14 protein-coding genes and 1 pseudogene are annotated in these 18,237 nt (G+C 75.1%); 14 read left to right on the top strand and 1 reads right to left on the bottom strand.

The window, feature by feature from the left end:
• Positions 1–48: 48 nt before the first annotated feature.
• The 11 genes and pseudogenes from AB852_RS36585 to AB852_RS36540 all read left to right on the top strand — a co-directional run bounded on the left by AB852_RS36585 (position 49) and on the right by AB852_RS36540 (position 13,672).
• Positions 49–1,035: an ABC transporter substrate-binding protein gene (locus AB852_RS36585; RefSeq protein WP_073795753.1), complete on the top strand. Its 987-nt coding sequence runs from the start codon at positions 49–51 to the stop codon at positions 1,033–1,035.
• An 8-nt stretch (positions 1,036–1,043) separates the two neighbouring features.
• A complete protein-coding gene (locus tag AB852_RS36580; RefSeq protein WP_073795917.1) occupies positions 1,044–2,090 on the top strand; it encodes a FecCD family ABC transporter permease in 1,047 nt (348 codons plus the stop codon).
• The gene (locus tag AB852_RS36575; protein ID WP_073795751.1) at positions 2,087–3,091 is read left to right on the top strand and encodes a FecCD family ABC transporter permease; all 1,005 of its coding nucleotides are present in this window, start codon (positions 2,087–2,089) and stop codon (positions 3,089–3,091) included. The genes AB852_RS36580 and AB852_RS36575 overlap by 4 nt, the downstream gene beginning before the upstream one ends.
• A gap of 47 nt (positions 3,092–3,138) precedes the next feature.
• Positions 3,139–3,955, top strand: a pseudogene (locus tag AB852_RS36570) (ABC transporter ATP-binding protein).
• Positions 3,956–4,022: 67 nt separating this feature from the next.
• Positions 4,023–4,160 (top strand): streptamidine family RiPP, encoded by a 138-nt coding sequence (gene amiA / locus AB852_RS40150; RefSeq protein ID WP_178391211.1) that lies wholly within the window; start codon positions 4,023–4,025, stop codon positions 4,158–4,160.
• A gap of 275 nt (positions 4,161–4,435) precedes the next feature.
• Positions 4,436–5,662, top strand: coding sequence for a hypothetical protein (locus tag AB852_RS36565; protein ID WP_073795749.1), 1,227 nt, complete (start codon positions 4,436–4,438; stop codon positions 5,660–5,662).
• A gap of 92 nt (positions 5,663–5,754) precedes the next feature.
• Positions 5,755–7,326, top strand: coding sequence for a CocE/NonD family hydrolase (locus AB852_RS36560; protein WP_073795912.1), 1,572 nt, complete (start codon positions 5,755–5,757; stop codon positions 7,324–7,326).
• On the top strand, positions 7,323–8,693 hold the full coding sequence (locus AB852_RS36555) for a YcaO-like family protein (RefSeq protein ID WP_073795746.1): 1,371 nt from the start codon (positions 7,323–7,325) through the stop codon (positions 8,691–8,693). Before AB852_RS36560 ends, AB852_RS36555 begins: the two co-directional genes overlap by 4 nt.
• A 7-nt stretch (positions 8,694–8,700) precedes the next feature.
• Entirely contained in the window at positions 8,701–10,176 is a 1,476-nt protein-coding gene (locus tag AB852_RS36550; RefSeq protein WP_143201330.1) for a nitroreductase family protein, read from the top strand.
• Positions 10,173–11,897, top strand: coding sequence for an ABC transporter ATP-binding protein/permease (locus tag AB852_RS36545; protein WP_073795742.1), 1,725 nt, complete (start codon positions 10,173–10,175; stop codon positions 11,895–11,897). The genes AB852_RS36550 and AB852_RS36545 overlap by 4 nt, the downstream gene beginning before the upstream one ends.
• Complete coding sequence (locus AB852_RS36540; RefSeq protein WP_073795739.1) at positions 11,894–13,672, top strand: ABC transporter ATP-binding protein; 1,779 nt, start codon at positions 11,894–11,896, stop codon at positions 13,670–13,672. Before AB852_RS36545 ends, AB852_RS36540 begins: the two co-directional genes overlap by 4 nt.
• Before the next feature lie 240 nt (positions 13,673–13,912).
• Here AB852_RS36540 and AB852_RS36535 read toward each other — a convergent pair whose 3' ends face one another.
• A complete protein-coding gene (locus tag AB852_RS36535) occupies positions 13,913–14,497 on the bottom strand; it encodes a helix-turn-helix domain-containing protein (protein WP_073795737.1) in 585 nt (194 codons plus the stop codon).
• Between the two features lie 371 nt (positions 14,498–14,868).
• On the opposite strand from AB852_RS36535, the gene AB852_RS36530 reads away from it, so the two are divergent.
• Genes AB852_RS36530 through AB852_RS36520 form a run of 3 tightly spaced genes read left to right on the top strand, consistent with a single transcriptional unit; the run spans position 14,869 to position 18,154 of the window.
• The gene (locus AB852_RS36530) at positions 14,869–16,317 is read left to right on the top strand and encodes a purine-cytosine permease family protein (protein ID WP_073795735.1); all 1,449 of its coding nucleotides are present in this window, start codon (positions 14,869–14,871) and stop codon (positions 16,315–16,317) included.
• Positions 16,314–17,189, top strand: coding sequence for a nitrilase family protein (locus tag AB852_RS36525; RefSeq protein WP_073795732.1), 876 nt, complete (start codon positions 16,314–16,316; stop codon positions 17,187–17,189). The genes AB852_RS36530 and AB852_RS36525 overlap by 4 nt, the downstream gene beginning before the upstream one ends.
• Complete coding sequence (locus tag AB852_RS36520; RefSeq protein WP_073795730.1) at positions 17,186–18,154, top strand: carbon-nitrogen hydrolase family protein; 969 nt, start codon at positions 17,186–17,188, stop codon at positions 18,152–18,154. The genes AB852_RS36525 and AB852_RS36520 overlap by 4 nt, the downstream gene beginning before the upstream one ends.
• Positions 18,155–18,237: the final 83 nt, after the last annotated feature.

Raw genomic sequence — 18,237 nt, 5'->3', positions numbered from 1 at the left:
AGAATGATTATCATGAGCGCCTGTTTTGGTGAAAGAAAGAAGGAAGAGATGTCCCGACACGATCTGCGGGCGGCCCGGCGCTGGACCGCCGCCGCCGTACTGGCGGCCCTGCTGGCAGGCTGCGGCACGAGCACGGACGGCGGCGACGCCGGAGAGGACGGCCGGGCCGCCTCGGAACGGACCGACGTACGGGTCGAACCCATAGCGGAGCGCCGGAAGATCACCGACGCCAAGGGTGAGACCGTCGCCACCCCCGCACCACCCCGGCGCGTGGTCTGCCTGGTCGCCCTCTGCGACGACATGCTCGCCGAACTCGGGATGACCCCCACCGCCACCAACAGCCAACTCCTCGCCCACCCGCGCTTCCTGGGCAAGGCCAAGGCGGCGCGCGTCCCCGTCGTCCCCGGCGGATTCCTCAGCCCCGAGGCCGAGGCGATCCTGTCCCACGAGCCGGACCTGGTCATCGGCCTCGGTGACACCCACGGCAAGCTCGCCCCCGCGCTGAAGGGCGCCACGGTCTTCTGGCCCGTGCAGCCCGCCCGCTGGCAGGACAGCGTCGGCTACCTCCGGGACCTCGCCGCGCTGACCGGCCGCACCACCGAGGGCGAGGCGGCCGAACGCGCGTTCCGCGAGAAGCTGGCCCGCGCCGAGCGGGCCCGCAGCGAGCGCACCGCACTGGTCATCTTCGGCAGCGACGAGAACTTCGGGGTCGCCACCGAGGGCAACGACGTCGCCGCCGGACTCCTCCCCAAGATCGCCTCCTACCCCTGGCGCAGCCGCGGGGTGGAGGGCTCCTACAGCATGGAGGAGATCCTGGCCCGGGACGTGGACGTCCTCTTCGTCGAAACTCTCTCCTTCGGCGGCCCCGCCGAAGGCAAGCTGTCCGAGAAGCTCGCCAAGAACCCGCTCTGGTCGCGCATCCCGGCCGTCAGGAACGGCGCGGTGCACGAGGTCGACCCCGAGGTATGGGCCAAGGGCCGCGGCACCCGGTCCCTCGGGATCGTCCTCGACGAGGCCACGGCCAAGCTGAAGTGAGCCGTTCCCTGGCCGTGCTCTGCGCGCTTCTCGCGCTCGCCGTCGGCGCGCTCACCCTCGGCACCCCCTATGTGCCCCTCGCCGCGCTGCCGCACGAGTTCGTGGTGACCGAACTGCGGCTGCCCCGGCTGGTGCTCGCCCTGGTCGCGGGCGCCTGTCTGGGCGCCGCCGGACTCGTCCTCCAGGAAGCGCTGCGCAACCCGCTCGCCGTCCCCGAGATGCTGGGCGTCTCCTCGGGGGCCGCGCTCGGGGTGGCCGCCCCGCTGGTCCTCGCCCTGTCCGTGCCGCTCGCCGTGCAACCCCTGCTCGCGCTGGCCGGTGCCGCCCTCGGCGGCGCCCTCACCCTGCTCGCGGCGGGCCTCGGCCGGAGCCCCTCCGCCGTACTGCTCACCGGCGCGGCCGTCACCGCCGCCCTCCAATCGGCGCTGCTGGTACTGATGGTGCTCGCCGACCAGCTCGACCTCCAGCTCATCTACCGCTATCTGCTGGGCAGTCTCTCGGCGCGCACCTGGCACGACGTGACGGGGCTGTGGCCCTGGCTCGCCGTCGCGCTGCCCGCCCTGGCACTGTGCGCGCCCGTCCTGTCGGTGCTGCGTCTCGGTGACGACGACGCGCGCGCCCTCGGCGTCCGGGTCGGCCGGGCCCGGCTCGCCGCGCTGGCGATCGCCATCGTGCTCATCGCACCCGTGGTCGCGGTCTGCGGGCCGGTCGCCTGGGTGGGCTTCCTCGCCCCCCAGCTCGCCCGGCGGCTGCGCCCAGGGGCGGACGCCGTCCGCTGGCTGCCCTGGTCGGCGGCCTGGGGCGCGGTCATCGTGGCCTGCGCCGACCTCCCCGCCCGGCTCGCCCTAGCCCCGGTCGAGACCCCCGTCGGCGCCTGGACCGCGCTGCTCGGGGTGCCCGCGGGCGTCGCCCTGCTCCGGGCCCGGGGACGCGGCCACCCACCGCCCGGCGGCGGTCGCCGCGCGCGTCCGGCCGCCGTCACCGCGCCCCGGGACGCCGACCCGGGGGAACGGCGCACGACGGCCCTCCCCGAGACGGACGGAGGCACCCGGTGAAGCGGCTGCTGATCCTCGCGCTCGCCGTCGTCGCCGTCGGCTGCGCCGACCTGGTCGCCGGACGCGCGCTCGGACCGTCCGACGTATGGCGGGTGCTCAGCGGCGGCGGCGACCCGCTCGCCCGGCACATCGTCCTCGAACTGCGGCTCCCCAGAACCCTGGTGGCGCTCGGGGCGGGCGCCTGCCTGGGACTCGCCGGAACGGTGCTGCAAGCCGCGCTGCGCAATCCGCTCGCCGGACCCGAGGTCACCGGGGTCACCCCGGGCGCGGTGCTCGGCGCGGTCGCCGCGACCGGACTCGGCCTCGCGGGCTGGGAGTCACCGGCCGCCGTGGTCGCCGCCGCCATGATCGGCGGCTTCGCCGGGGCGGGCCTGCTGTGGCTGCTCGCCGGACGGGAGGCCGACGACCCCGTAGGCACCGCCGTGTACGGCGTGCTCGTGTCGGCCGTGCTGTCCGGGCTCACCGCGATGGTGCTGCTCGTCGCACCGGGCGAACTGGGCAGCGTGGTCCAGTGGCTGGTCGGCTCCACGGAGGGCCGCGTATGGGACCACTGGACCCTGCTGTGGCCCTGGGCCCTCCTCTGGGCCCTGGCCGCCTGGACCCTCGCCGCCCCGCTGACCCTGCTGCGCTGCGGCGACGAACAGGCCGCGGCCCTGGGACTGCGCACCGGCCCGGCCCGCGTGGCGGCCCTCGTCTGCGCGGTCGCGCTGACCGCGGGCGCGGTGGCGGCCGTCGGGGCGCTCGGCTTCGTGGGGCTCCTGGTGCCCCATCTGGCCTTCGCGCTGTTCGGCGCCGGATTGCGCGTCGCGCTGCCCGGCGCCGCGCTGCTCGGCGCGGGCGTGGTGTGCGGGGCGGACGCCGCGGCCCAGTGGCTGTCCCGGCTGCTGGCCGACATGACGGACACCGACCGGCTCAGCGTGCCCACCGGCGCGCTGACGACCGGCGTCGGCGCGGTGCTGCTGCTCCTGGTGGCGCGGCGGTCGAGGGAGGAGGGGACATGAGCGGTGAGCACCCCGGGCGAACCGGGACGGACGGCGAGGAGCGGGACATGATCCAGTTGGAAGAGGTGCGGTTCGGCTATCCCGGCCACGAGGTCCTGCGCGGGGTCACGCTGCACGTCACCGAGGGCGAGTCCGTTGCCCTGGTCGGACTCAACGGCTGCGGCAAGAGCACCCTGCTGCGGCTCTGCGCCGGACTGCTGCGCCCGTCGGCCGGCCGGGTGCTCCTCGGCGGCGACGACCTCACCCGGCTCTCCCGCCGCGCCGCCGCACGCCGTGTCGCGCTGCTCCACCAGTCGGCACCCGCCGTACCCGGCATGACGGTACGTCAGCTCGTACGGCAGGGGAGGTACGCGGACCGGGGCCCGCTCGGGATGCTCCGCGACAGCGACGATCCCGTGTGCGCCCGCGCCATGGCCGACGTGGGCGTGACCGGCTGGGCGGACCGCCCGGTCGACTCGCTCTCCGGAGGTGAACGCCAGCGCGTACGGCTCGCGATGGCGCTGGCGCAGGGCACCCGGGTGCTGCTGCTCGACGAACCCACCACCTATCTGGACCTGCGTCATCAGCTGGAGGTGATGGGTCTGGTGGCCCGGCTGCGGGACGAACGGGGCCTGACCGTGGTGATGGTGCTCCACGACCTGGGGCACGCGGCGCGATTCGCGGACCGGATCGTCGCCCTGCGCTCGGGAACCGTGGCCGCCGACGGCCCGCCCCGGGAGGTCGTCACGCCCGCGCTGCTCGCCGATGTCCTCGGTGTGGTGGGGCGGGTGGGGCGTGATCCGGAGGGGGGCTGGCCCGTGTGTTACCCGGATCACCCGGTGAAGGACGAGACTCCTCTTGTAAAATGAAAATCATATTCACTAGAGTCATCGATGTTCCCCCCGGACGACACCGGAGGGGGGCTTTCCTTCCACGATTGGAGTCCCGACTCATGGACCAGCAGAGCGTGTTCAGCCCGATCGCCGACCAGAGCCAGCTCGCCCACCTGTCCGCCACCCACTCCAACGCGCTCGTCGAGAACCCCTTCGACGACGCCCCGGTGGACGGCGACGCCGACACCGAGAAGTAGTACCGGCACCACCACCGGGCAGTTGCGCCGCCGCCCGCGCGGCAGGCGCCTCGCGCGACCGGCGCCTCGCGCGACCGGTGCCCCGCGACGTCGGTGGCGACACGCGCGGACGGGCCCGTCCGGACCACGGTTCCGGGCGGGCCCGGCCCGGCCCCCCTTGCCTTCAACACGAGCAGCCCGCCCGTCCGAGTGGCCCAAGCGGTCCAAGTGGCCGGGCGTTCACAGCAGTCCGAGCAGTCCGAGCAGTTCCAGCACAGGAAACGAGGAGTGCCCCCGTGAACAGCGTGCGACTCGCCCCCGGCGTCGCCTTGGTCACCGTCCCCGGCCGAGGGCTCGCCGTCCGCACCCCTGGCGGAGAGTTCCTGAAGGTGGCGACCGGAGAGGTGCGCGAGACGGACCTGCGCCGACGGCTGCACGCCCCGGACGGGACTCCTGACGGACCCGCCGCGGCCTCCGCCGACGGCGACGGCCCGTCCGGCGGTACGGACCCGGCGCTCGACGCCCTGGTCGCCGCCTTCGAGGGCGCGGGGTACGCGACCCGTGAGCCTCTCGGCACAGGCATGTTGACGGGGTGCCAGGTGTTGCTGCTGGGCGACCCCGTGCTCGTCGACCCCCTCATGCGCTGTGCGCGGGACGAGGGCGCCGAGGTCGGGACGATCACACCTGACCGGCTCCCGCGCACGGCACGGCGGTCCGGCGGCTCAGGTCGTACCGTGGTCGTCTGGTGCCTCGACGGACCGGTGCCGCCGGGACTCTGGGACGAGGCCGACCGGCTGCCCGGGCACTCCGTCGCCTGGCTGCGGTGCCACCGCGAGGGCGACACGGCCTGGCTGGAGCCCCTCGCCGCGACCACGGACGACGTCACCTCCGCCCATGTACGGCTGCGCAGGCTCGCCGCGACCGCCGCCCACCATGAACTCGGCGCGTACTGGGCGTCCTTGTCCGCCGAAGGCCCCGGCTCCGGGCACTCCACCGCCTCGGCGGCGCTCACCGCCGGGCTGCTGATGGAGGACCTTGTCGCCTGGGCGTCCGGCGACCGGAGCGCACGGCGGCGACTGCGGCGGGTACGGGTACGGAGGCTCACCGTCTCGCGACACCCGGTCCTCCCGGTCCCCGAGGTGGCCCCGTACCCGACCTCGGCCCCCGCCTCCGCCCTACCCGTGCCCACCGACCCGGCATCCGCCGAACCGCCGCGCAACGCTTCCGCGCCCGCCATGCCGACCGCGCCGGAGTCCGGTACGCCAAGGTCGGTCCCGCCGGAGTCCGGTACGGCCGTGTTGCCTGCCCGGGAGTCCGGTACGCCCGCACCCGCGTCGGCCGCGTCGGAGTCCGATGGGCCCGCACCGGCGTCGATCGCGCCTGAGTCCGACAAACCGGTGCCCGCCGTGCCCGCACCCGAACCCGCGTCCACCACCCGCGCACCCGCGTCCACCGTGACCGGCCCACCGCGTTCCCGGGCGGCCGTCGCCGCGCCCCGGACCGCCGGCCGCGCCCCCCGATGACCGCCCCGCCGTCCGGCCCGTCGACCACCGTGCCGACCGACGGTACGACCGGTCCGGCACCCGGTCCGGCACCCGGCCCTGCACCCGGCCCCATGTCCGTACAGGTTCCCGTCCCCGGGGCCGCGCTGGCGACCGATGTCCGGTTGCCCGCAGGGGCCGGCCCCTTCCCCGCCGTCGTGCTCCGGACCCCTTACGACCGCCGCGGTCATCGCGGTGAGGCCCGCGCCTGGGCGGCCCACGGTTTCGCCGCCGTCGTCCAGGACGTCCGGGGGCGCCACGCGTCCGGCGGCGACTGGCACCCGTACCGGCACGAGGCCGGCGACGGCGCCGACACCCTGCGCTGGATTCGTGCCCAGCCCTGGTCCGACGGACGGGTGATCGCCGTCGGTGCCTCCTACGCCGCGTACTGCGCGCTGGTCACCGCCGTGCCCGGCGCGGAACCGGCCCCGCCCGCGACCACCGGCGCCCCGGCCCCCGCCGCTTCCGTGCCCCGGTCCGCCGCGGCCCCTGACGGGGTCATAGCCGCGGTTCCCGCCGTGGGCCAGGCCGCCGTCGCCCGTGAACCGTCCGGGGTGGAGAGGCTGCTGGGGCGCGCCGGATGGTGGGCGGCCCACGGCGACCGTGCCGGGTCCGACCCCGCCGCCCTCGGCAAGGCGCTCGCCGACGACCCCCGCCTCCTCGAACACCTCCCCGTCAGCGCGCTGCCCGAGCGGCTGGGACGCCCCCTGCCGTCATGGGCGGACGTCTGGACCCCGGCCGCCCCGGACCGGACCCCCTGGGCCGACGGACGGGTCCCGCTCCTCGCCGTCGGCGGCACCCGTGACCCGTTCGCCGCCGACACGCTCGCCCTCTGGCGGAACTGGGGCGGTCCCGCACGACTCGTCCTCGGCCCCTGGGGCCACGGGCTCACCGCCGAACCCGCGCCCGAGGCCCGGCCGGGCCACCGGACCGACCTGGGAAGGCTCTACGTCCGGTGGGCCCGGGCCGCCCTCGCCCCGACCGGACGGCCCGGCGCGCACGGCGCGGTGGCCCTCGGTGGCAGCGAGCACTGGTACCCGGTCACCCCGCAGGACACCGCCCCGGACGCGGGAACCGCCCTGCCCTTCGTCAGCAGCGGCAGCGGTACCGGGCCACGGCTGCTGCGCGGCCGGGACTTCACCGCCGACCCCGACCGCCCCATGCGCTCCGACCGGCTCGACACGGACCCCCGCGCCCACCCCGACCGGGCGCTCCTGCTCACCCCGCCGCTGCCCCGCCCCCTGGACCTCCTCGGCCCCGCGTGCGCCCGGCTGCGGGTCGCGGCCGACACCCCGGCCGCCGACTGGTTCGTGCGGCTCGTCGCGCTCGACCCGCGTGGCCGCGCCGAGCCCCTCGCCCTCGGCACCGCGCGCCGCACCGATCCTCCCGGTGCGCCCGTCACGTTCACCGTCCCGCTCGGCTTCCTCGCCCGCCGCCTCGGCGCGGGCACCCGGCTGCGGGTCGAGATCGGCGGACACCACTTCCCCGCCCACGCCCGCAACCCGCACACCGGCGACGACCCGACGACCGCCACCCGGCTGCGCCCCTCCCGGCGCACCCTGCACACCGACGGCAGCGCCCTGCTGCTGCCCGTCCGCACCGGCCGCCGCCCCTTCACCGACCCCCTCCAGGAGATACGCACGTGACCACCGCCCCGCTGTCCCTGGACCAACTCGTGGACCCGGTCTGCGGAATCGTCCGCTCGGTCGCCCCCGTGCCCCATCCGACCGGCGCGCCGCCCCGCTACACCGCGATGACCGCCGAGGTCGCGGACGCGCGCCGGTTCGGGCTCTGGCCCGCCGACCGGGTCTCGCTGGGCACCACCTTCGGTGACCCGGACGGCGCTCGGACCGCCGCCGTCGCCGAAGCGGTGGAACGCTACTGCGGCAACCGGCTGCCACCCCCCGGCCATCCGGCCGCCCCGCGCCGGGCCACGGCCGCCGAACTGCGCGCCGAGGGCCGCACGGTGTACGGACCGGGGGACCTGCCCGCCTACGCCCCCTGGCAGTACGCCCGCCCCGGCTTCCCCTACCGGCCCCTCACCGACGACACCCCCGCCCTTTGGGCACGCGGCGACGAAGCCGGTACGGAAGTGTGGGCGCCGGTCGCGCTGACCCACCTCAACTGGCGCCAGGGCGCCCTGCGGGACCTCCCGCGCACCCATCACCTCAACTACGCGGGCATCGCCACCGGCCAGGGACTCGACGACGCCGTGGAACGCGGGCTGCTCGAAGTGGTGGAGCGGGACGCCCTGGAGGTGTGGTGGCGGCTCGACGGGCCCACCCGGGGCATCGACCTCGCGAGCGTCCCCGGCCTGGAGCGGGAACTCGCGGGCGGCGGACTGGAGATCAGCGCCGTCGAGATGCCCTCCGAGTTCGCGCCGTGCGTCGCCGCGCTGGCGTACGACCCCGTCCGCGATCTGTACGCGGCGGGCTTCGCCTGCCGCTACGACCCCGCCGAAGCGGTACGCAAGGCCGTCCTGGAAGCCGTGCACACCTGGGTGTTCACCCTCGGCACCCTCGACCTCGACGGCTGGGTGTTCCGCGCGGTCGACGCCGGGACCCTGGCCCGCGGTCTGTACCTGGAGCACCGCGCCGACCGCCGCTACCTCGACGACTGCGGACCCGAGTTCGCGTCCGTACGGGACCTCGGCGCCCATGTACAGGTGTGGCTCGACCCCCGGACGGCGCCCCTGGCCCGCCGCTTCACCCACCCCGCGCTCGGCACGGTCCCGGTGCACGACATCGCCACCGGCAGCCGGACGCGTCTCGACGCGCGCCTCGCCGAGGGCGGCCACCGGACGGTCACCCTCGACCTGACCACCGAGGACATCGCCGAGACGGAACTCAGGGTCGCCCGGGTCCTCGTCTCCGGACTCGTCCCCAACGCCCCGGCCGCCTTCGGGTACCTCGGCTGCCCCCGCCTCGCCCACGCGGCCGAGGCACGCGGCTGGCGCTCCCGACCACCGCGCGGACCGGGCGACTTCACCCTCGTCCCGCCTCCGCACATGTGAGCCCGGCATGCCCACCCTGATATCCGGCGCGCTCGCGCGGGCCCGCTCCTCGGCCGTCCCCGGACCGGACCTCCGGCCCCCCGCCCACCGCCGAGCCCCTGGAGCCCTGGTGGCCGTACCCGCCGCACTCGACCGGCTGCTCGCGCGATCCGTCGCCGGGGCCCGGCTGCGGCCCGCCGCGTCCGCCGGAGCCCTGCACCCCGTCGATGTGCTCCTGCTGATGGGCGCTGGCAGCGGGGTGCGTCCCGGCCGCTATCTGTACCGGCCCGCCGAACACCGGCTCCAGCGGGTCGCCGCCGCGCCCGTCCCCGCCCCGCCCGGGGTGTTCGCGGTGCTCCACGCGCGGGCGGAACGCACCGTCGCCCACTACCGGCACCGCGGCTGGCCGCTGGTCCTGCTGGACACCGGGCACACGGTGGCCGCCCTCGTGGCGGCCGGCGCACCGGCGTTCACCCTCGACCTGGACGGCCGCGTGCTGCTGCCCCGCACGGCGACGGGCCGTGCCACGGCTGTCGGCCTCTCGACGGGCCGCACCGCGAAGGGCCGTGCCACGGCTGCCCGCCCCTCGACGGACCACCCTTCGACGGACCGCCCCGCCACGGAACCTGGCGGCGCCGTCCTGGCCGTGGTCCGGCTGACCAGGGACGGCACCCTGGACCCCTGGTGCGTACCGGAAACGGCAGGCGCATCCGGACCCGCACCCGTACCCCCACCGGCTCCGGTACCCGTACCGGCCCAGGCACCCGTACCCGCGCCCGCCCAGGCACCCGTACCCGCCCCGATACCCGCCCCGGCTCGTGACTCCGCGAGCCCGGGGACACGATCCCCCCAGGACGACGACCTCGCCGAGGCGGCGCGGGTCCTCGCGCGGCTCGCGGCGGCCGGGGAAGGCACCGGGAGCTGGACCACGCCCCGCGCCCCCGCCGCGCCCGACGCGGTCCTCCTCGGCCGCCGCAGTGCCGATCCGGACGTCCTCGCGACCGCCGGCCGGCCCTCGTCCGCCGCGCTCGCCCTGCTCCTGGAAGCGGCCGCGTCGGCCGCCCCCGACGGGCCCCGCTGGTGCGTGGCCGTGGGCGGCCCCGCACCCGGCCTTCTACGACTTGAGGGCGACACGCTGACCACCCTCGCCACCGGACCCGTACTGCCCACCCTCGCCATCTGGGGCGCCGGACAGCGGTGGATCGCCGCCACCGGCGCCGTCCTCCTCGCCCACGGCTGCCCCTGGGACGCCACCCCCGCCCGCGTCCGCCGCGAACACCTCCTCGCCGGGTACGGCGCCGGTCGGGCCCAGCTCACCGCCACCGCCCTCGGCCTGGTGTCCCGGCCCGTCGGCTCCTGGCAGCAGGCCGACCTCGGTGCCCGTCTCGGCGGACCGCCGGGCCGCGACTGGATCGTGCACGCACTGGCCGTCGGCACCCCGGCGGCCTCCGAGGACGGCACCGCCCGCACCGCCCGTACGACTCAGGAGACGAACACCCGATGATGCTCCACCCGGAGCTGCTGCGCGCGGCCCGGACCGCCCGCCGCCCGCTGCTCCTCGCGACCGCCCTGCTCGCCGCGACCGCCTGCACCCACCTCCTCCAGGCCGTCCTGCTCGCCCTCGTCCTCGGCGCGGTGGCGAGCGGGGACCTCACCGGCCTGCCCCCGCTGCTCGCCGCCGTCCTGGCGGCCGTCGCGGCCCGCGCGCTGCTCACCCGGTGGCAGCGGCGGGTCGCCGTCGGCGCCGGATCGGCCGTACGGGTCGGACTGCGTGACGAACTGCTGGTCCGGCTCGGCCGCACCGGACCGGCCCGGCACACCGACGTCCGCTCGGGTGCCGTCCGCGCCACCCTCGTCGACGGCGTCGAAGGGGTCGACGCGTACGTCTCCCGCTATCTGCCCCAGTTCCTGGTCACCTGTGTGCTGCCCCTGCCGCCACTCGTCGCCGTCACCGTCCTCGAACCGTGGGCGGGTGCCGTACTGGCGCCCGCGCTGCTGCTCGCCCTGTTCGCCCCCCGCTGGTGGGACCGGCTGCTGGCACGCCGCGGGGAGCGGCACTGGGGCGCCTACGAGGCCCTGGCCGCCGACTACCTGGAGGCGCTCCAGGGCATGCCCGCGCTGCGCGCGCTGGGCGCGGTCGGCCAGGTGCGGGCCCGGCTCGCGGAACGCTCGGACACGCTGCACCGGGCCACCGTCGCCAAACTGCGGGTCTCGCTCGTCGACACCGGGATCACCGACCTCGCCGTCCAGGGCGGCACCGTCGCCGCCGTCCTCGTCGCCTGCTGGTCCGCCGCCGCCGGACATCCGGCGGCCACCTCGACGTACCTCGTCCTGCTGCTCACCGCCGAGTGCTTCCGGCCCGTGCGCGATCTCTCCCGGGAATGGCACTCCGGCTACCTCGGCGTCTCGGCCGCCGACGGGATCGCCGCGCTGCGCACCGCCCCCGGCGGCGTCCCCGACACCGGACACCTCACCGCGGGCCCCGGGCAGGGGCCGGAGATCCGCTTCGACGACGTGCGGTTCACCTACCCGGGCACCGGACGGCCCGCCCTGCGCGGTGTCAGCTTCACCGCCCCCGCCGGACGCACCACCGCGATCGTCGGACCTTCCGGCGCGGGCAAGTCGACCCTCGTCGGCCTGCTGCTGCGGCACCATGAACCCGGCGGGGGACGCGTCCTGCTCGACGGCGCCGAGGTCGGCGCCCACACCCTCGGTTCGCTCCGCCGCCAGATCGCCGTGGTCTCCCAGCACACGTACCTCTTCCACGACACCGTCGCCGAGAACCTGCGCCTCGCCCGCCCGGACGCCACCGACGGCGAACTGCGCGCCGCCGCCCGCGCGGCGGGCGTCCACGACGAGATCCTCGCCCTGTCCGACGGCTACGCCACCGTGATCGGGGAACGCGGCTCGACCCTGTCCGGCGGGCAGCGTCAGCGGCTCGCCCTCGCCCGCGCCCTGCTCGCCGACGCGCCGGTCCTCGTCCTCGACGAGGCCACCAGCGCCGTCGACGAACACCGAGAGGCCGGGATCGTCCGCGAACTGGTGCGTGCCGCACGCGGCCGGACCTGTCTGGTCGTCGCCCACCGGCTCGCCTCCGTACGGCACGCCGACCGGATCGTGGTGCTCGACGGCGACGGCCGGGTCGAAGCCGTCGGGGACCACACCGCCCTGCTGGCCGCCGACGGGATGTACGCACGACTGGTCGAGGCGGGGGAAGCGGCATGACCATGGACCACCGCACCACCGAACCCGGTGCCGCCCCCGGTCCCGGTTCTCCTGCGAGTCCCTCGCCGGAACGCGGTTCGCTGCGCGCCCTGTTGCCGGTGCTCGGCGCCCATCGCTCCATGACCGTACGGACCTTCGTCGCCGCGCTCGCCGGACAGACTGCGCTCGCCGCCCTTGTGGTGCTCGCCGCGCACACCGTCGGCACCGCCGTCATGACCCGCGCCGCGCCCGGCACCGGCACCGTCCTCGCCCTTGTCGCGCTCGTCCTCGTCCGCGCGGCGACCACCTGGTGGGAGATGGACCTCTCCCATGACCTCGCCTACCGGGTGCTGGCCGAACTGCGCGTTCGGGTCTTCGACGGGCTCGCCCGCAGCGCGCCCCTGCGGATCGGCGGCCGCCGCAGCGGGGACCTGGCGTCCGCCGCGCTGGCCGACGTCGAGGCGCTGGAGTTCTTCTACGCCCACGCCGTCGCCCAACTCCTGGCCACCACAGCCGTGTTCGGTGCGGGCACGGTGGTTCTCGCCGACCTCGAACCCTGGCTGCTGCCGGCGGTGCTGCCGATGGCCGCCGCGCTGATGCTGGGCCCCCTGCTGGAAGGCCGCGACCGCGCCGCGCTCGGCGCGCGCACCCGGTCGGCGGCGGCGGAACTGTCGGCGCGGGCGGTCGAGACCGTCGACGGCCTGCCGGAACTGCTGGCGTTCGGCGCGTTCGACCGGCGCCGCGCGGACTTGCGCGGGTACGGGCGGCTGCTCGGCGCCGCCCAGCGCGCGGAGCAGACCCGGGAGGCACGGTCCGCGGCCGTCCGGGACATCCTGGTGGTGATCTCGCTGGTCGCCGTCGTCGCGGTGTCCGCGCACACGCTGGAAGGCGCGTGGGTCCCGGCGGCCGTGGCCCTCGCCCTCGGGGTGCTGGCACCCGTGGCCGACTCCGCCGCCGCGCTCGGCCAGGCCGCCTGTCTGCGTGCCGCCGCCGCCCGGGTGGGCGCGGCGGTCCGGGCGCCCCGGGGCGCGCCCGAACCCCGTTCGCCCCGGCCCGTCCCCGACGGTCCGCTGGGCTTCCGGCTCAGTGGCGTCCGCTTCGGGTACGGCGGCGGGCCTGTCCTCGACGGTCTCGACCTGCTCGTACGTCCCGGCGAGACGGTGGCGTTGGTCGGGGCGTCCGGTGCGGGCAAGTCGACCTGCGCGCATCTGCTGGCCCGCTTCTGGGACCCGGCCGACGGCCGGGTCGAACTGCTGGCCGGTGACGGCCGGAGCGTGGATCTGCGCCAGGTCGCCGAATCCGAGCTGCGGGCGGCCGTGGCGGTCGTCGGCCAGGACGCCCCGCTGTTCCACGGCACCCTCCGCGAGAACCTGCGGCTGGGCACCCCGGCGGCCTCCGACGCGGACCTGGTCGCGGTCGCCGCGCTCACCGGTGTCGACCGGATCGCCGACGGACTGCCGCAGGGGTTCGCCACGATGCTCGGTGAACGCGGGTCGACCCTCTCCGGGGGTCAGCGCGCGCGGGTGGCGCTGGCGCGGGCGCTGATCGCGCGCCCCAGGGTGCTGGTGCTCGACGAGACCACCAGCAACCTCGACGGGCTCGGTGACGCCGAGCTGCTGGCCGCGCTGCCGGACTGCGCCACGCTGATCATCGCCCACCGGGCGGCGACGATCCGGCGGGCGGACCGGATCGCGGTGCTGGAGGACGGCCGCGTGGCCCAGGAGGGCACGTGGGCGGAACTCACCGCCGTACCCGGTCCGTTCACCCGGGTGCTGGACCGGGAGCAGCGGGGTTGAGCCGCTTGGGCTTCCGAGGTCGGTCCGGCTGAGTGCACCTGTTGCTGTGCCGTCGCTCGGTGGTTCCGCGCGGTTCCCCGCGGGTCGCCTTCGCTCGGGCTTGCGAGGTCTGTCCGGCTGGGCGCACTTGGTCCTTTGCTGTCGCTCGTGTGCTGTCGCTCGTGGGTTTCGCGCAGTTCCCCGCGCCCCTTCGGGGCGCCCCTGCGGGTTCCCCGTCGGCCCCGTGGCGCGGCGGGGTGGTCAGCGCGAGCCGCTCCACGCGGCGGGGACGAACGTCCACAGCACCTCGGCGGGACCCTCGCCCGCGTTGCGCCAGTTGTGGGGCTCGCGGCCGGAGAAGGTGAGGGTGTCGCCCGCGGCCAGCCGTTCCGCGCGGCCCGTGAAGAGCACCTCGACCTCACCGCTGATGACGTGCAGGACCTCGGCGTCGCAGTTGATCGTGTAGAGCTGGTCGCCGCCGTGCGCGCCCGGCTCCAGCCGGGACCGCAGCACCTGCACCTTGGACTGCGCGCGGGGGGTGACCATCCGGTCCAGGACCCCGTGCCCGCCCATGTTGATGTGCGGCGCGTCGGCCAGCCGGACGACCTCGGTGTCGGCGTCCTCGAAGAGCGAGCCGACGGGCAGTGACAGGACCTGGCACAGGGTGACCAGGGTGTTGACGCTCGGGGAGGTCTCGTCGCGTTCGACGCGGCTGAGGAAACCCCTGGTCAGCTGGGCCGCGGCGGCCACCTGCTCGATGGTCAGCCCCTGGTCCTTGCGGCAGGCGCGCAGCCGCGCGCCGACGCGGACCGGATCGGCCGACGGCGTCGGGTGCAGCGCTTTCATGGCAGTCCTCGGATAGCTCGATCGGCCCACTGACGACGCTTGACAGGGTGATGACCCGGAGCCAGACTACCCGGAATGCAAGTTGCCTAATAAGCATTCTTTGTTGTGTATAGGTAACTTCTCGTGCACCAGATCCGAGGTTCCGATGAACGCCGTCGAACCCCCGCTCGGCCCCCCGGACACCGGCGATGTCCCCCCTCGCGCCGGAGTCCCCGCCTCATCGCGCCCCACGCGCCCGCAGGTCGCCCCGCGCGTCCTCATGTGCGCGGTGGCCCCACCGGCGTACGAAGGTCTCCGCACATCTCTCCCCCGACACGGCTCCCGCGGGACGACCGGCCGGTACCGCCACCACCACGGATAGGACGACGACGATGTCTACCCCAGAGACCGCGACCAGTCGCGAAGGAGCGATCGAGCAGCACTCGATCGACTACGTCCCCAGCTCCGAGCGGCACGGCAAGGTGTGGCACCAGGGGCCGTTCTGGTTCACCGGCAACTTCGTGCTCCCCACGATGGTCGCCGGATTCGTCGGCGCCTCCATGGGACTCAGCGTCTGGTACAGCGTGCTGGCCATCGTGCTCGGTGTCGGCGTCGGCACCTTCTTCATGGCCTTCCACGCCAACCAGGGGCCCCGGATGGGTCTGCCGCAGATGATCCAGTCGCGCGCGCAGTTCGGCAGCCGCGGCTCCACCGTGCCGTTCGCCGCGACGGTCTTCGTCTACGTCGGCTTCCTCGTCTTCGACACCGTCCTCGCCGAACAGGGCCTCGGGCTGATCTTCCCGGACGGCAAGCTCTTCTGGTACCCGGTGCTGATCGCGGTCTCCATCGTCATCGCCGTCGTCGGCCATGACCTGCTGCACTTCGTGCAGCGCTGGCTGACGTATCTGCTGATCGTGGTGTTCGCCGTCCTCACCGTGGTCGCCGTCGTGCACTTCTCCGGCAACCCGATCCCCGCGGGCGCCCCCGCCGCCACCGCGGGCTGGGACTCCACGGCGTTCCTCGTGCAGTTCTCCCTCGCCGCCGGATACAACATCAGCTACTCGGTGTACGTCTCCGACTACACCCGCTACCTCCCGCGCAACGCCCCCGCCCGCAAGCTGATCACCGCCGTCTACACGGGCGCCGCGTTCTCCGCCGTGTGGCTGATGTCGCTGGGCGCGATCCTCGCCAGCTACCTGCCCGACCCGGACCCGATCCTGGCCCTGCGCGAGGTCGGCGACCTGCTGTTCCCCGGCTTCGGACTGATCGTCGTCCTCGCCTCGGTGCTCGCCCTGATCTCCATCATGGGCGTCAACGCGTACGGCGCCATGCTCACCGGCGCCAGTGCCCTCGACGGCTTCCGCAAGGTCCGTCCGACCGTCCGGCTCCGGGTCGTCGGGCTGATCGTGGTGGGTGTGATCTCGCTCGTCGTCGCGCTGCTCATCCCCGACGACTACATCGGCAGCTTCAACAACTTCGTGCTGATGATGCTGTACTTCCTGGTGCCGTGGACCGCGGTCAACCTCGTCGACTTCTACTTCGTGCGCCGCGGCCAGTACGCCATCGCCGAGATCCTCAAGCCGGACGGCATGTACGGCCGCTGGGCCTGGCGCGGGGTCACCGCCTACCTGGTCGGCTTCGTCGCGATGATCCCGTTCTTCTCCACCACCTTCTACGTCGGACCGGTCGCGGACGCCCTGGGCGGCGCCGACTTCTCGTTCGTCGTCGGCCTGACCGTGTCCGGGCTGCTCTACCTGTACCTCTCCCGTAACCTCGACCGCGGCGCCGAGGCCGAGGCCCGCGCCGCGAGCGAGGCCGAACTGGAAGGAACCCCCCGATGACCCCGACGGCACCCGTCGGCACCCCCTCCGGGCCCCGGCCCGTCACGGTCGCCTGCTGCCAGCTCGCCCTCCAGGTCGGCCGCGTCGAGGAGAACCGCGCGCGGATCCGCGCCGCCGTCGAGGACGCCGCCGCCCAGGGCGCCGGCATCGTCGTCCTGCCGGAGCTGGCGAACTGCGGCTACGTCTTCGAGGACGCCGCCGAGCTCCACGCCCTCGCCGAACCCCTCGACGGCCCCACCGTCCGGGAGTGGACCGAGCTCGCCGCCCGGCTCCGGCTCGTGATCGCCGGCGGCTTCGCCGAACGCGGCGACGACGGCCGCACCTACAACTCGGCCGTCCTCGTCGACGAGACCGGGCCGCGCGCCGCGTACCGCAAGGCCCATCTGTGGAACGGTGAGAAGACCTGGGGCTTCACCCCTGGCTCACAGCGCCCCCCGGTGGTCGACACCCGGCACGGCCGGATCGGGCTCATGGTCTGCTACGACCTCGAATTCCCCGAATGGGTACGGCTCGCCGCCCTCGACGGCGCCGATCTGCTGTGCGGCCCGGTCAACTGGCCGCTGTACCCGCGCCCCGAGGGCGAACGCCCCGGCGAGATCGTCCGCGTCCAGGCCGACGCCGCCGTCAACCGTATGTTCGTCGCGGTCGCCGACCGTGTCGGCACCGAACGCGGCCAGGACTGGCTCGGCGGCAGCACCGTCGTCGACGCCGACGGCTACCCGGTGACCGCGTCGCGGCTGGGCGAGGAGGCGGTCCTCACCGCGACGGTCGACCTCGCCCAGGCCCGCGACAAGTCCATCAGCGAACACAACGACGTCCACCAGGACCGCCGTCCCACGCTGTACGCCCACCCCGGATCGGACCCGTCATGACCCGGACGACCGTCACCATCGTCCAGCAGCCCCCCGCCCTCCTCGATCTCGCGGAGTCCCTGCGCCGCGCCGTCGTCCACATCGGGGACGCCGCGCGCTCCGGGGCGTCCCTGGTGGTCTTCCCGGAGACCTGGCTCACCTGCTACCCGGCCTGGGTGTTCGGCCTCGCCGGATGGCGGGACGCCGAGGCCCGCCACTGGCACGCGCGGCTGCTGGAACAGAGCCCGGTCCTCGACCACGAGGGCGGCGACGAGGACGACCTCGCCCCGGTCCGCGCCGCCGCGCGTGAGCACGGGGTCACCGTGGTCCTCGGGCTGAACGAGCGCCCCACCCGCACCAGCGGCTCGCTCTACAACTCGCTCCTCGTCCTCGGCCCCGACGGCCGGACCCTGAACCTGCACCGCAAGGTGTCGCCCACCCACACCGAACGCATCGTCTGGGGGGCGGGCGACGGCGCCGGACTGCGGGTCGTCGACACCCCCGCCGGGCGGCTCGGCGGGCTCATCTGCTGGGAGCACTTCAACCCGCTCGCCCGGCACGCGCTGCACGCGCAGGACGAGGAGCTTCATGTCGCGCTCTGGCCCGACATGCCCGAGAGCCACACCATCGCGGCCCGGTCCTACGCGCTGGAGGGCCGCTGCCATGTCGTGTCCGCCGGACAGTTCCTCACCACCGACGACCTCCCGGCAGACCTGCGCGACGCGTTCCGGGCGGGTGTCGGTCCGGACGCCCCCGAGCAGGGGGTGCTCTTCGACGGCGGCTCCAGCATCGCCGGACCGGACGGGACCTGGATCCTGCCGCCCGTCCACGGCGAGGCCCGGCTGATCACCACGACCCTCGACACCGGCAGCCGCTACGGCGAGGCCCTCGACCTGGACGTCGCCGGACACTACGCCCGCCCCGACATCTTCCGCCTCTCCGTCGACCGCCGCCGCCGCGGCACGGGCGTCGACTTCACGGAGTGACCGCCCGGCCCGGTGCCTCCCCGGCCGAAGAGCCCGGTGAACGCGCCTCATCGGCCGGGTAGCCTGGAAGGACGATCTTCCCG

The organism is Streptomyces uncialis (genome assembly GCF_001905345.1).
In the GTDB taxonomy this organism is placed as follows: Bacteria; Actinomycetota; Actinomycetes; order Streptomycetales; family Streptomycetaceae; genus Streptomyces; species Streptomyces uncialis.
The sequence above is the reverse complement of the archived record's forward strand: the minus strand, read 5'-3'. Positions and strand labels throughout refer to the sequence as shown.

Coding starts and splice junctions, on each gene's coding strand:
- AB852_RS36530 (WP_073795735.1), top strand. CDS start 14,869: ATGTCTACCCCAGAGACCGCGACCAGTCGCGAAGGAGCGATCGAGCAG.
- AB852_RS36550 (WP_143201330.1), top strand. CDS start 8,701: ATGCCCACCCTGATATCCGGCGCGCTCGCGCGGGCCCGCTCCTCGGCC.
- AB852_RS36540 (WP_073795739.1), top strand. CDS start 11,894: ATGACCATGGACCACCGCACCACCGAACCCGGTGCCGCCCCCGGTCCC.
- AB852_RS36545 (WP_073795742.1), top strand. CDS start 10,173: ATGATGCTCCACCCGGAGCTGCTGCGCGCGGCCCGGACCGCCCGCCGC.
- AB852_RS36560 (WP_073795912.1), top strand. CDS start 5,755: ATGTCCGTACAGGTTCCCGTCCCCGGGGCCGCGCTGGCGACCGATGTC.
- AB852_RS36585 (WP_073795753.1), top strand. CDS start 49: ATGTCCCGACACGATCTGCGGGCGGCCCGGCGCTGGACCGCCGCCGCC.
- AB852_RS36520 (WP_073795730.1), top strand. CDS start 17,186: ATGACCCGGACGACCGTCACCATCGTCCAGCAGCCCCCCGCCCTCCTC.
- AB852_RS36525 (WP_073795732.1), top strand. CDS start 16,314: ATGACCCCGACGGCACCCGTCGGCACCCCCTCCGGGCCCCGGCCCGTC.
- AB852_RS36535 (WP_073795737.1), bottom strand. CDS start 14,497: ATGAAAGCGCTGCACCCGACGCCGTCGGCCGATCCGGTCCGCGTCGGC.
- amiA (WP_178391211.1), top strand. CDS start 4,023: ATGGACCAGCAGAGCGTGTTCAGCCCGATCGCCGACCAGAGCCAGCTC.